The 14,598-nt window shown below is 27.2% G+C and carries 9 protein-coding genes; all 9 read left to right on the forward strand.

All coding sequences use genetic code 11. The features are described from left to right. Positions 1–126 precede the first annotated feature (126 nt). Positions 127–2,721, forward strand: coding sequence for a polysaccharide deacetylase family protein (locus J2Z25_RS05375; RefSeq protein WP_209738973.1), 2,595 nt, complete (start codon positions 127–129; stop codon positions 2,719–2,721). A gap of 24 nt (positions 2,722–2,745) precedes the next feature. Further along, positions 2,746–4,629 (forward strand): glycosyltransferase, encoded by a 1,884-nt coding sequence (locus J2Z25_RS05380; protein ID WP_242959544.1) that lies wholly within the window; start codon positions 2,746–2,748, stop codon positions 4,627–4,629. After that, complete coding sequence (locus tag J2Z25_RS05385) at positions 4,619–6,304, forward strand: polysaccharide deacetylase family protein (protein WP_209738975.1); 1,686 nt, start codon at positions 4,619–4,621, stop codon at positions 6,302–6,304. Before J2Z25_RS05380 ends, J2Z25_RS05385 begins: the two co-directional genes overlap by 11 nt. 13 nt (positions 6,305–6,317) lie before the next feature. Next, entirely contained in the window at positions 6,318–7,070 is a 753-nt protein-coding gene (locus J2Z25_RS05390; RefSeq protein ID WP_245173110.1) for a glycosyl hydrolase family 18 protein, read from the forward strand. Next, positions 7,054–7,758, forward strand: a complete 705-nt coding sequence (locus J2Z25_RS05395; protein WP_342451341.1) for a glycosyl hydrolase family 18 protein — start codon at positions 7,054–7,056, stop codon at positions 7,756–7,758. Before J2Z25_RS05390 ends, J2Z25_RS05395 begins: the two co-directional genes overlap by 17 nt. Before the next feature lie 434 nt (positions 7,759–8,192). Continuing rightward, a complete protein-coding gene (locus J2Z25_RS05400; RefSeq protein WP_209738980.1) occupies positions 8,193–9,545 on the forward strand; it encodes an ABC transporter substrate-binding protein in 1,353 nt (450 codons plus the stop codon). Between the two features lie 69 nt (positions 9,546–9,614). Further along, positions 9,615–10,577 (forward strand): carbohydrate ABC transporter permease, encoded by a 963-nt coding sequence (locus J2Z25_RS05405; RefSeq protein ID WP_209738982.1) that lies wholly within the window; start codon positions 9,615–9,617, stop codon positions 10,575–10,577. Beyond that, complete coding sequence (locus J2Z25_RS05410; protein WP_008676760.1) at positions 10,577–11,404, forward strand: carbohydrate ABC transporter permease; 828 nt, start codon at positions 10,577–10,579, stop codon at positions 11,402–11,404. The genes J2Z25_RS05405 and J2Z25_RS05410 overlap by 1 nt, the downstream gene beginning before the upstream one ends. 32 nt (positions 11,405–11,436) lie before the next feature. Then, entirely contained in the window at positions 11,437–14,595 is a 3,159-nt protein-coding gene (locus tag J2Z25_RS05415; protein ID WP_209738984.1) for a hypothetical protein, read from the forward strand. The last annotated feature ends 3 nt before the right edge of the window (positions 14,596–14,598 follow it).

The following is a 14,598-nucleotide window of genomic DNA, read 5'->3' on the forward strand; positions in this document are numbered from 1 at the left end:
AAAGGTTTGAAAAGTAATTATAAAAAAAGGTAGGTTATGGGTGAAATTCAATAATTTTAATATGATAATTTACATCTAAAATAAGTATAATTATTGTTAGCAAACTAATAAATTAAGGAGAAAATAATGAGGAAAAAGTATCTTAGTATCATTATTGGAGCATTAATAATCAGCATTTCCATAGGAGCTTATACATATGTAAATAACAAAATAGATCATAGCAAGGGAATGACAAATGTTATTAAAAAAAATAAATATGATGCATCAAAAGAAGTTAATGAAGCGCTTAGAAGTTTTGATATTACAAAAAAATCAGAAGTTATAACGAATATAGATACTCAATCAAATATAGTTTCTTTATCATTTGAAGGAATTAAAAATAAAGACACTATGGAGATGGTAGTGGATTTATTAGATAAATATAATATTAAGGCTACTTTTTTTATTCCAGGAATAAAAGCAGCTGAAGATTCTAGTATAGTTAAAATGATTAAAGAAGGTGGACATGATATAGGAAATGGAACACTTTCAGGAAACAATAATATGGAAAACTTGTTAAAGGAAGACTTGATTTTAGATTTTTCTACTACTAATAAAATTTTAAAGTCAATTACTGATAAAGAAGTAGAGTTATTAAAGTGTAATTCAACAATGTACAATGAAAATGTATTAGCATCAGCCTTTGCATCAGGGAATAAATATGTTGTTAGTACAGATCATTATTTGAGTTATCAGAGCTTTAAAAATTACGAACAAGCTTATGGGTATATAAAGAATTTATCAAATGGAACTATTGTATCGATAAAATTAGATGGGGTGCTTAACGATTTTGAATACAATAAAGAAATCGTAGAAGAAAAGCCAGCAATAGATAAACAAGCAGGTATAAAAGAAAATAAAGTAGATAAAGAAGATGAAAAAACTATTACTGAAATAGTAGAATGGGTACTAAAAGCTATTAAGGAACAAGAAAAAGTAGCAGTTAAGTTAAAGGAATTCCCAAGTATTAAAAAATATAATGAGTTAAATAATATGGGGATTTATAATGATGGACCATTAAATAATGATAAGTTAAGTGGCACAATAATAGAAAATATGAATAATAGCAATGATAGTAGTAGTGGCAAGTATGAAGGTAATAAAAATAATGTAGACAAGATTAATTTTAAAGAGTTAATAGATAAAAATAACGGTAAGCTTTCTCCTATAGTTTCAAGGTTTTATACAACTCAAGAAGCTTTATCATATACATTTAGAGGGCTAAGTAATGAGAGTGTGTTGGATAATGTATTAGCAAGTCTTGATAAATATAATGCAAAAGGAACATTTTTTGTTACTAAAAATGAAATAATAAATTATCCTGATAGAATAGAAAAAATTGTAGGAGCGGGACATGAAATTGGAAATGGCGGAATAACAGTTAGCTCTGATTTATTAAATAAAACCAATGAAGAAATATGTAAAGAAATATATGAAGTGGATAAGCTATTAAAAGAAAAAGGTATATACACTAACTCATATATGTCTGGATATGGATATTCAAATTCTAAAGTTCAGGAAGCTATATCTACAATAAAGAAGATTAAGGGACTGGAAAATTATGAATTGATTACTTATACAAAGGCACCGATTATAAGTAAATATAAAGATATGAATGCAGATCAAATTATAAAAGATTATTTTAACGTAAATTCATATGTTTCATTAAGTAAAGGTGAGATAGTATATTTTAGATTAGATTCTGATTTGTTTAAAGATAATACTGTAATTTCAAATTTAATTGAAATATTAACAGAGAACTATGTAAAAAATGGTTATGTTCATAAATATAATAATGAACTACAGACATATTACTTATCTACAAAGCCTTTGAATTATTCAATAGTTCCGTTGAAAGATATACAAAGTAATTTTGAAAGTCAATCTAATTTTGGAAGGTATAATATTTTAACTAATATAAAATCTATGGAAATGAAATCTTATGATGAAGCTTTAAAAATGATTAAAACCAACTATATAGGAAATGAAGATGTTAATTTAGAGGATTTTAGTGATGATGAAAAGCTAAATATTGATAAGACTGGGACTATAGATACTAATGGTGAAAGTGTAATATTTTTTACATTTGATGATTGGGGCGGGGATCCAATAGTAAATGAAATATTAAATGTTTTAAATAAACATAATGTTAAAGCAGGATTTTTTACTATTTCAAAATATGTAGATATAAATAGTGGTATATCTAATATTAATCCTAATTTACTAAGAACTATTGCTTTAAATGGACATGATATAGGAAGTCATAACTATAATCATGAACTCTTAGATACTAATAAAGCAGAACTAGAAAAATCATTAATTAAGTCTTATGATGTTATGTCTAATGTAATAGGGGATTTGGATTCATTAAGACAATATTTTAGGCCACCAACATTATTACTAAAAAAGGAAGGTTTGGCAGCAGTATTTGAAAGTGGATATAAATATACGATTAGTGGAAATATTTCTACTCATGATTATGAAAGTACCTCTTCACAAGAAATTTTAGATGCAATTGAACCAGGATTAGTAGAAGGAAGAGGTAACATAATTGTAATGCATATGAATAATCAAAGCTATTATACTGCAGAAGCTCTAGATAAATTTCTTACTAATAATGAAAATGGAGTTTATGGAAGGAAGTATAAAATTGCTAAGTTAAGCGATTATTTAGAACAGTAAAAGTATTAGAAGAGGAGTTTAATAGTGAGGTTTAGTTATAAGGAAAATAAGAATGATACAGGTATTATAAATGATATTCTTTTAAGACCACGTAAGGATAGAAGGTTGCTATCTAATGTTCCAGATAAGGAAAGGATCAGAAAGGGAATTGATCGTAGAGGACAAAAGATATTAGATGAATCTGTAAGTGATTCAAATGCATTTATTAATGGAAATAAAGCAGGAATAAGATATCTAATGCAAACTGATATTAAGATCAGATGCAAAAGTTCAAAAGGAAATTTAACATTTATAACAAGGTCTATAGATATTTCTACTACAGGAATGTTAATAGAGCTACAAGATAAAAAACAATTAGATATAATTAATGAAGCAGATAAAGTAAAATTGCAGTTTAAAATATTACCTGGATCTATGCCAGAAGGGTATGAAATGAAGGTAAATATAGATGCTAAAAAAGTTAGAAATACAATTGATGAGAGTGGAAAAATACTTTGTGGAATGGAGTTTTTAGAAACACTATCAGAATACTCTAATAGAAAAAAAGACAAATATTTTTTACTCACATCAAGTTTAATATTATTTTTTATAAGTCTTTTTATAATTTTAATGAGGGCTGAAAGTATAATTTATTTTAAATTTAATAAATGGCTTTATTTATATAGTATAATAGCTGCTGTATTTTTATTAAGTAGATATTTATTTGGTGCTTTATATAAACCAGTACCTATAGATACTAGTTATACTCCAGGAGTAACGATAATAATTCCTTGTTTTAATGAAGAAGAATGGATACAAAGAACAATTTTAAGTTGTATTAATCAAGATTATCCTATTGATAAGTTAGAAGTAATAGTGGTAGATGATTATTCACATGATAGATCAGTAGAAAAGATAAAAGAGATAGTAGAAGAGTTAAAAAAGGAAAAAAGATTTGATGTTGAAAAAAGATTAAAGTACATTGTACAAGAAAAGAATATGGGAAAAAGAGAAGCGCTATGCACAGGAGTATTAAATGCAAAGCATGACTTAGTAGTATTCGTTGATTCAGACAGCTTTTTAGATCCATTTGCAATTATTAATTTAGTACAGCCCTTTAAAGACCCTAAAATGGGAGGGGTATCAGGTAGAACAGATGTTGCTAATACATATACTAATACATTAACTAAAATGCAATCAGTTAGATATTATATTGCTTTTAGAATAATGAAGGCAGCTGAAGCTTACTTTGATGCAGTTACATGTTTATCAGGACCACTTTCATGCTACAAGAAACAAATAATTATAGATAATATGGAAGCTTGGAGAAATCAAAAGTTCTTAGGCCAAAGAGCTACATTTGGTGATGATAGAGCAATGACTAATTTTGTATTAAGTAAACATAGAACTAGTTATCAAGATACAGCTATTTGTTCTACTATAGTACCTAATAAATATAAAGTATTTTTAAAACAGCAGATGAGGTGGAAAAGGTCTTGGCTTAGGGAATCTATTATTGGTGGTAAGTTTATGTGGAAGAAGGAGCCTTTTATGTCTTTATTCTTTTATATTGGGTTACTTGTTCCTTTAGCAGCTCCAATAGTAGTAGTATATAACCTTATTTATGTTCCAGTAGTTCATAATATATTTCCAACAACTTTTCTTGTTGGTGTATTAATGATGGCTTTAATGATGAGCTTTGCGCAAATGTTCTTTAGAAAAAGTACTACTTGGATATTTGGGTTATTATTTTGTTTATACTATGAAGTTGTATTACTTTGGCAAATGCCTATAGCTTGGGTAACATTTTGGAAGTCAACATGGGGAACAAGAATGACTCCAAGTGATATAGAGGCTAAAAAGAAAAAGGAGCAAAAAAAAGCTGCAAAGAAGTTTAATAAAAAGGGAGGAATTAAAAATGAAAAATAAAAGATTTTCTCCTGAGAAAAAAGATAAGATAAAGATTTTAAGAGGAACATTTCAAGGAATAATATTATTTGTATTATTAATAGTAATTATAAAGGCGGTTTTTACATTCTCAGAATATAAGACTTATGATTATAATGAAGTAGCAAGTGCTGAGGATAATGGATTTATTGCTGTATCATATTTTGGAGTAGATAGAACAGGAAGTGATACGTTAATAGGCACTGAAGCTTTAGAAAAACAAATAAAAGCTTTAAAAGATAATGGATATGTCACAGTAACACAGCAAGATATTTTAGATTATTATATGGAGGGCAAGGCTCTACCAGATAAAGCATTATTCTTATTATTTGAAGATGGTAGAAGAGATACTGCTATTTTCTCACAAAAGATTATGGAAAAATACAATTATAAGGCTACTATGTTTACTTATGCCGATAAATTTGAAAAAAATGATCCTAAATTTTTAATGCCTAAAGATTTATTAAAACTAGTTGATAGTTCTTATTGGGAGTTAGGAACAAATGGTTATAGATTGGAGTATATAAATGTTTTTGATAAAGAAAATGAATATTTAGGACAATTAACTTCATTAGATTTTTCGAAGCTTTCAGATACAATTAATAAAAACTATAACCATTATTTAATGGACTTTATAAGAGATGAATATAATATTCCAATGGAAACCTATAGTGAAATGGAAGAACGTATTAATAACGATTATGAAGAGTTATCAAAAATTTATACTAAAGAGCTTGGAAATGTACCAAATTTATATTCTCTTATGCATTCAAATACAGGACGATTTGGAACAAATGATAAAGTGAGTTTAATAAATGGTAAATGGATTAAAGAGTTATTTAATATGAATTTCAACAGAGAAGGCTATTCTTTAAATAAAAGGGATAACTCAATTTATGATTTAACAAGAATACAGCCTCAAGCATATTGGGCAACTAATCATTTATTAATGAGAATATGGGATGATACTAAAGAAAATATAGATTTTATCGTTGGAGATGAAGAAAAAGCAAAAGCTTTTCAAGAAATAAAAGGAAAAGCAGAATTTATTGATGATACTATAATATTAACATCATTGCCAAAAGAGAATGGCCTTATTAAATTATTAGATAGTGATAAATATAAAGATATTAAAATTTCATCAGAGTTAAATGGAAATGTTATAGGTTCTCAAGCTATATATTTTAGGACAAGTGATGATTTGAAAGATAGTTTGTGCGTTAAGCTTGTTAATAATAATATTGAGGTTATAGAAACCTTAAATGGAAATGAAGAAATATTATATTCGTTAGACTTAAATGATGATAAGAGTATTGATAATATTGATATAAAAGAGAAAGATAGTAAAAAGATAGATATAAATATAACTAATAATAAGCTTAACTTGAATTTAGATGGAAAGCTTATAGTAGATGGATTAGAAGTTAGAAATACCAATGAAGGTGGTGTTTATTTGGAATCAGCATGGGGAGAATATGGATATAGTCAAAGAAATATAGCTGATGATGTATATGACGGAGTATTTAAAAAGTTTAAGATATCTGAAATAAATGATACAATATTATATGATTCATCTTTAAAGGGATTGGATTTTATAAAATACAATGTAATTATATACTTTAATAAGGTTATAAATTGGTTTATAAAACATTTATAAACAAGAGGTAAAAATGAGTATTAAAAAATATAAAAGAAAATTTATTTTAATAGGAATTATTATATTATTAATTGGATCAGTAGTATTAAAAAATGTATTGAAGAAAGACGGTAGCATTGAGATTCCAAATAAAATTTCTCAGAAGAAAAATAATGATATTTTCTCTGATATAGATAATTTAACTTCGTGGATAGTTTATTGGGACTTAAATGTAGATAGCGAAATAAATATGCTAAATAAGAAGTTGAGTAGTATTTCATATTTTGCTGTTAATTTTAATGAAAATAATGATTTAATTGTTCCTGAGAAATTAGAAATGTATTACAATAAGACAAAGTCATATAATTATGAAAAATATATAACGATAGTGAACGACATAGTTAATGATGACGGAACATCCTTATTGAAGGATAAGGAAATATTAAATATATTACTTAGTGATGAGTTATCTAGAGAAAAGCATATTAATGACATAATTTATTTAGCTAAAGAATATGGATTTGATGGAATAGAAATTGATTATGAGCAAATTAAAGATGATTTAGCTTTATGGGAAAATTATATATTATTTATAAATGAATTATATAGTGAAGCTTTAACTAATAATTTGAAATTAAGAGTAGTTTTAGAGGTAAATACACCTATAGATAAGCTTAATTTTACTGAAGGTCCCACATATGTAATGATGTGTTATAATTTGCATGGAAGTTTTAGTGAAGCAGGAGAGAAGTCAAATATATATAACGATAGTGAACGACATAGTTAATGATGACGGAACATCCTTATTGAAGGATAAGGAAATATTAAATATATTACTTAGTGATGAGTTATCTAGAGAAAAGCATATTAATGACATAATTTATTTAGCTAAAGAATATGGATTTGATGGAATAGAAATTGATTATGAGCAAATTAAAGATGATTTAGCTTTATGGGAAAATTATATATTATTTATAAATGAATTATATAGTGAAGCTTTAACTAATAATTTGAAATTAAGAGTAGTTTTAGAGGTAAATACACCTATAGATAAGCTTAATTTTACTGAAGGTCCCACATATGTAATGATGTGTTATAATTTGCATGGAAGTTTTAGTGAAGCAGGAGAGAAGTCAAATCAATATTTTATTAAAGAATTAATGGATAAGATGAAAGAAGTTCCTGGAGAAAAAAGTTTTGCAATTCCAACTGGTGGATTTGAGTGGAAAGATAATGGCAGTACAAAATCAGTATCAGAAGCTGAAGCTAAACAAATATTGATAGAAAATAAAATAGAAGCTAAGAGAGATGATAAAAGCCAATATTTATATTTTGATTATACGGATAAAGAAAATATCAAACATGAAGTATGGTATGCAGATCAAGTTACATTAGAATATTTATCAAAAGTTATCATAGAAGAAGGGTATGATGTTAGCTTGTGGAGATTAGGGGGAAATTTATTTAACAAATAAGATATAGAAAAAGAGAGTTAAATTTTTATAACTCTCTTTTTAAATAAATTTAGTTAAGAAAAATAAAATAATGCTCCTTTGTATCTACCAGTTCTAGTGTATGGATTTCTATTTTTTAATAAATTACAAAAATAAAAATAGTATATTTAATAAAATAAATTAAAAATTATTTGAAAGATATTTACAAATATAAAAATAATGATATAATGAAAATGTAAACAATTTCTTTTTGAAATTTATATTTATTAAGTAACATAGAATATAAATTTCAAAGAAATTTATTTTTCTAAATTTTCGAAACTGGTTTCGAAAGGTGCTTAAACATAGTTTAAAAACCAGAAAAATTTTTTTAACATTTTCGAAACCAGTTTCGGAATGGGGTTTATATTACACTAACTAAGTAAATATAAAAATAAAAATTAGGAGGATTTATTATGAGGGTAAAAAAAATAATGTCATTAGTATTGGTAGGGGTAATGGCAGCATCTTTTGCAGCATGTGGTAAGTCAAATGGATCAGAAGGGAAAAAATCAGAGGGAAGCGATAAGATAGTTGTTTGGAGTTTGGCAGAGGATTTAAAGACTTTCGCTGAATATTATCAAGAAAAAAATCCAGATAAAAAAGTTGAAGTTACTGTTATTGCACCAGCAGATTATCCAACTAAAGTTACAACTGCATTGAGAGGAAAAGCTGAAGTTCCTGATGTAATAGTTGGAGAGCCGCAAATGCTACCAAACTTTTTTGAAGCAGGTTTTTTTGAAGATTTAACTAAAGCACCGTATAATGTAGAAGAATATAAAGATAAAATTGTAGATTATGTATATGAAGCTGGTAAAGATGCTGATGGAGTAGTTAGAGCATTAAGTTATCAAGTTACTCCAGGTGGAATTACTTACCGTAGAGATATTGCTAAGGCAGTTTGGGGTAATGATGATCCAGCATTTATTGCAGAAAAATTTAAAGACGTAAAAACAATTATCGAAACCGGTAAGGAACTTAAAGAAAAAGGATACAGAGTATTTTCAGATACAGGAAATTTAAGATGGTTTGTATATGGTAACGATCCTGAACCTTGGGTTAAAGATAATAAATTAATGGTTACAAAAGATAGATTAGATTACTTAGATGCAGCAGTAGATTTATATCAACAAAAATTAACTGCATTTGCTCCAGAGTGGTCAGCAGCTTGGTATGCATCAATGAATGGTCCTATACCTGTAGATGCAGAATGGACAGAAGAAGACAAGTTGAAGGAAATGGAAGCTAATGCTAATTTAGAAAAGACCGAAGTATTTTCATATGCATTACCAACTTGGGGTACTTTAATACTTAGAGACAATGCTAAAGATACAGCAGGTAAGTTTGGAGTTACAACAGGACCAAATGCTTACTTTGCAGGTGGTACATTTATAGGTATTAGTAGTTATAGTAAAAATAAGAAAGCAGCTTGGGATTTTGTAAAGTTCTGTACTCTAGATGAAGATGTAGCACAATGGTGGATAGAAAAATCAAATGGAGATGTTGTTGCTTTAAAATCAGTATTAGAATCAAATAAAGACTTTGAAAATCCAGCTTTAGGTGGACAAAAATCTTATGAATTCTGGGCTGAGCAAGCAGAACAAGTAGATTACTCATTAGTAACAAAATATGATGATCAAATAGGTAAGTTCTATGGACAAGCTATAGAAGCAGTGCAAAAAGGTGAAAAATCTAAAGAGGATGCTTTAAAAGAGTTCTATAACAATGTAAAGACAGTTTATCCTGAAATAGAAGTACCATCTAATTAGTATAAAATCATAAGAGGTGAGAGAAAATTTCACCTCTTTAATAAAATTTAATAAATTAGGGGTGAAGAAATGAAACTAGCAAAAACTCAATCTGATACGATAGTAAATTTTAAAGAAAAAACTTCTGCTAAGAGTTTAAGTAATGTAAATAGATACGGTTATTTATTTATACTTCCATTTTTAGTTGTATTCCTTATATTTAATATCTATCCGATACTTAGAACATTATATTTAAGTTTCACAAAGTTTAGTGGATATAGAGATATAACATTTATAGGATTGGATAATTACACCAGATTAATTAAAGATACTATGTTTTGGAACTCTCTATTAAATACAGTGAAGATATGGGGAATAAATGTAGTACTACAATTGGGCTTAGCTTTTCTATTGACAATTATATTTAGTGATATGAAATATAAAATGAAGGGATTAAGCATATTTAGGGCATTATTTTATTTGCCGAATTTAATTGCTGCAACTTCAGTAGCATTTTTATTTGGAGCTTTATTAGATTGGCAATTTGGATCACTAAATCAGATTTTATTAGACTCAGGTTTAATAAGTACTAGAATAAATTGGCTAGGTCAACCAGGGACAGCAGTACTTGTAGTTGCTGTAATTGGAGCATGGATGTGGTTTGGTAATTCATTTTTAGTATTAATGGCAGGAGTTCAAGGTATATCTAAGGATTACTATGAAGCAGCGACTATAGATGGAGCTGGGAGATGGACTATATTTGGCAAAATAACATTACCACTATTGAAGCCTATTTTACTATATGTTGCAATAACATCATTAATAGGTGGTCTTCAAATATTTGATATACCATTCTTAATTACAGATGGAATAGGTTCACCTTCAGGAGCATTAAATACTTCAGTTATGTACTTATATAATACGGCATTTAAGTATAACAATGTAGGATATGCAGCTGCTATTGCTTATGGATTATTCTTTATAATAGCAATATGCTCAGCATTTACATTTAAATCAATGTATGGCTCAAATAAAAATAAGGAGGTAAGATAATGTTTACTAAGTTTAAAAAATCATTATTATATATCTTTTTAATTATCGTAAGTATAGCATGTCTAGCTCCCTTTGCAATGATGTTAGTAAATGCAACTCGTAGTAATCAGGAAATAATGTCTGGATTTACTTTAATTCCAGGTAGCTCTTTAAAAGATAACTGGAACACTATGAGCCAATATTTCAATATATTTCAGGGGTTAGGAAATAGCTTATTTGTATCAGTATGTGTAACATTGTTGACAGCATATTTTTCAGCTCTTACAGCTTATGGTTTTGCAATTTATAAATTTAAAGGATCTAATATAATATTTACAGTGATTTTAGTGTTAATGATGGTTCCATCTCAATTAGGATTATTAGGTTTCTATGATTTAGTAAATGCAATGGGATTAATGGATAGTTATATACCGCTTATTATCCCAGCAATAGCAAACCCATTTGTAGTATTCTTTTTAAAACAATATGTGCAATCGGTATTACCAAAGACAATCATTGAAGCATCAAGAATAGATGGTGCAAGTGAATTAAGAACATTCCATAAAATTGGAGTGCCTATAATGATGCCAGGTATAGCAACTATATCAATAACTACATTTATTGGATCATGGAATAATTACTTAGTTCCATTAGTTTTATTGCTTAGTCCAGATAAATTTACTTTACCAGTAATGATGGCATCAATGAAAGCCTCTAAGGATATAAGTTCAAATATGGGAGCAACATATTTAACAGTTGCAGTATCTGTACTACCTATAATGATAGCATTTATGTTTTTCTCAAAGCACATTATAAGCAGTATATCTGCTGGTAGTGTAAAAGAATAAGCAAATTATATGAAGAAAGAAGGTAGGATAAGATGAATATAGATAGTAGAATTAAAGCTGATTATATAGATGAATTAGGCTTTTATGTTATAGAAAATTATGATACTAAGCCACCTTTTGCAAGCTTTTTATCAGGAGTTGCGGGTATCGAAGGTACACCGATGTGGTCATTTTATGTAAATAGAGGACAAGTTATTAGTAGCATTGGAATAGGAGATAAAAACAATTGTATAATGGAGTTTTTTCCAGCAAATGAGGCGTATAAAATGGTCTCTACAAATGGATTTAGAACTTTTATAAAATTTAGAGAAGAGAGTTCAAATACAATTATAGAACCTTTTTCAATTAATCAAAATGAAAATATAAAAAGAATATTAAAAATAAAAAATAATGAGTTAAAGGTTATAGAGATAAATGAAAATTTAAATTTAGAAATTGAAGTAACTTATATTACAATACCAAATGAGAACTTTGCAGCACTTGGAAGAAAATTGAATATAGTTAATAAGTCAAATAGAATAATAAGTATAGAAGTTTTAGATGGATTATCAGCAATTTTACCTTATGGATCTAATAATGGAGCTTACAAAGAAACAGGGAATACATTAAGAAGCTGGATGCAAGGTGAAATTAAAGAAAATAATGTAGCTATATATAATTTAAGATCTTCTACAGGAGATACGACTAAAGTTGAAAAGGTTAATAATGCTTATTTCTATATTTCATTTGATGAAAAGGAAGAAATACTAAGACCTATAGTAGACCCAGAAAATATTTTTGGATACGATACGACACTAGCAAAGCCAATAGAATTTAGTAATGATATTAATAAAATAATTAGTAATGAAGAAAATATTTGCTTTAATAAAGTCCCTTGTGCTTTTTCAGGAAAATCAATAAGATTAAATAAAAATGAAAATACAGAAATTTATAGTTACATTGGATATATGAAGAGTATTGATGAAATTAATAAATATTTAAATAAAGTAGTTGATAAGAAATATTTCAATGAAAAAAATACTGAAGGTAATAATCTAATTGATGATATATCTAAGCATGTTAATACTCAAACTAACTATCCTTTATTTGATGAATATATTAAGCAGTGCTATGTAGATAATGTACTAAGAGGTGGATATCCGCTGCAAGTAGGAAAAAATAAAGTATATTATGTATATTCTAGAAAACACGGTGATTTAGAAAGAGACTATAATTTCTTTAATATAGAGCCTAATTTTTATTCTCAAGGAAACGGAAATTTCAGGGATATAAACCAAAATAGAAGAATGGATATATATATACATCCATTTATTAATAAGGAGAATATTAAGTTATTTAATAATTTAATACAACTTGACGGATATAATCCATTAGTAATCAAGGGGAAAAAGTTTTTTATTGATAATAACAAAAAGGATTTGGTAAGAGGCATATTAAATAAATATAGTATAGAAAATGAAGAATTTTTTAGAACTATTGAAAATAGTGAATTTACATTAGGAGAATTATATTCATCTTTATTAACTGTAGTGCCTCTATCAAAGGACAAATTAAAATATTTAATAGATGATATAATAAATCTTTGTGAAGAAAAATTTGAAATAGATTTTGGAGAAGGTTTTTGGATAGATCATTGGACATATAATCTAGATTTAATAGAAGAGTTTTTAGATATTTATCCTGATAAAATAAAGGAGTTATTAATAGACGATAGAGATTATAAATTTTTTAATTCCCCAGAGTATGTTTTACCTAGAAGTGAAAAATATGTTGTAGAGAATGGAAAGGTGAGACAGTACCTAGCTCTAAAGAAAAAGGATTCTTTAGAACAATGGGTGTGTGATAAAGAGGGAAACTTATATAAAACAAATTTAATGACAAAGTTATTTATGCTAGCAACTATTAAGTTTATGAGTTTAGATGCTATGGGATTCGGGATTGAAATGGAAGCTGGGAAGCCAGGATGGAATGATGCAATGAATGGACTTCCAGGGATTATAGGATCAAGCTTTGCAGAAACAGCAGAATTAAAAAGATTAGCCTGTTTTATAAAAGAAAATATAGATTTAATAAAAGGAAGTTTAAAGGTTCCAGTAGAATTTTATAATATTATTGAAGAGTTAAGTCATATACTTACTGATAATTTAAATAATTCTTTATCTCAAATAGATTATTGGGACAAAGTTTCTTATATCAGAGAACAGTACAGAGAAAAGACTAAATATTCAATAAGTGGTGCAGAAGAGTTAATAAGTGAAGATAGGATTAAAGAATTAATTAACAATATCATAAAAAAAATAGACATGGGAATAGAAAAAATAAAAGAACTTAATGAAGATAAGATTCCTACATTTATTTATTATGATGTTGTTAGATTTGATATAAATGACAAAGGTAATGTAAAACCATTAGAATTTAAGGCTAATTTTCTTCCTTTATTTTTAGAAGGATATGCAAGATATTTAAAAACTGGTTTAAAGGAAGATGAAAGAAAAGAAATATATAAAGTAATAAAAAATAGTGATATTTACGATAAAAAACTAAAAATGTATAAGACATCAGAATCTATAGAAGATGTTACATTTGAGATAGGTAGAGCTAGGAGTTTTACAGCGGGATGGCTTGAAAGAGAATCAGTTTTCATGCATATGGAATTTAAATATATTTTAGAATTAATAAAAGAAGGTTTATACGAAGAGTTCTATTCAGAAATAAAAAATATATTACCTCCATTTATGAAATCAGATGTGTATGGAAGAAGTATATTAGAAAATTCTTCATTTATAGCAAGTAGTGCAAATCCAGATAAAAGAATGCATGGAAGAGGATTTATAGCAAGATTAAGTGGAACAACAGTAGAAATGCTAAATATTTGGAAGCTTATGATGGTAGGAGAAAATATATTTAAGTATGAAAATGGAATTTTAAGTTTTGAGTTATCACCAATATTATCAAAGGACTTCTTTAAAGATTCAATTCTTGAAACAACATTATTAGGAAGTATAAGATTAATATATATTAATAAACAATGTAAAAATACCTATGGAGATAAAAAGGGCGAGATTTCAGAGTACACATTAATTGATAATGATAATAATATCAAGTCTATTAGTGGAAATAAAATATCTGGAGTAGATGCCGAAAATATAAGAAATTTAAAAGTAAAAGAAATAGTAGTTATAATTTCATAGATG

The organism is Clostridium tertium (genome assembly GCF_017873245.1).
GTDB classification, from domain to species: domain Bacteria; phylum Bacillota; class Clostridia; order Clostridiales; family Clostridiaceae; genus Clostridium; species Clostridium tertium.

Coding starts and splice junctions, on each gene's coding strand:
- J2Z25_RS05415 (WP_209738984.1), top strand. CDS start 11,437: ATGAATATAGATAGTAGAATTAAAGCTGATTATATAGATGAATTAGGC.
- J2Z25_RS05400 (WP_209738980.1), top strand. CDS start 8,193: ATGAGGGTAAAAAAAATAATGTCATTAGTATTGGTAGGGGTAATGGCA.
- J2Z25_RS05405 (WP_209738982.1), top strand. CDS start 9,615: ATGAAACTAGCAAAAACTCAATCTGATACGATAGTAAATTTTAAAGAA.
- J2Z25_RS05390 (WP_245173110.1), top strand. CDS start 6,318: ATGAGTATTAAAAAATATAAAAGAAAATTTATTTTAATAGGAATTATT.
- J2Z25_RS05385 (WP_209738975.1), top strand. CDS start 4,619: ATGAAAAATAAAAGATTTTCTCCTGAGAAAAAAGATAAGATAAAGATT.
- J2Z25_RS05375 (WP_209738973.1), top strand. CDS start 127: ATGAGGAAAAAGTATCTTAGTATCATTATTGGAGCATTAATAATCAGC.
- J2Z25_RS05410 (WP_008676760.1), top strand. CDS start 10,577: ATGTTTACTAAGTTTAAAAAATCATTATTATATATCTTTTTAATTATC.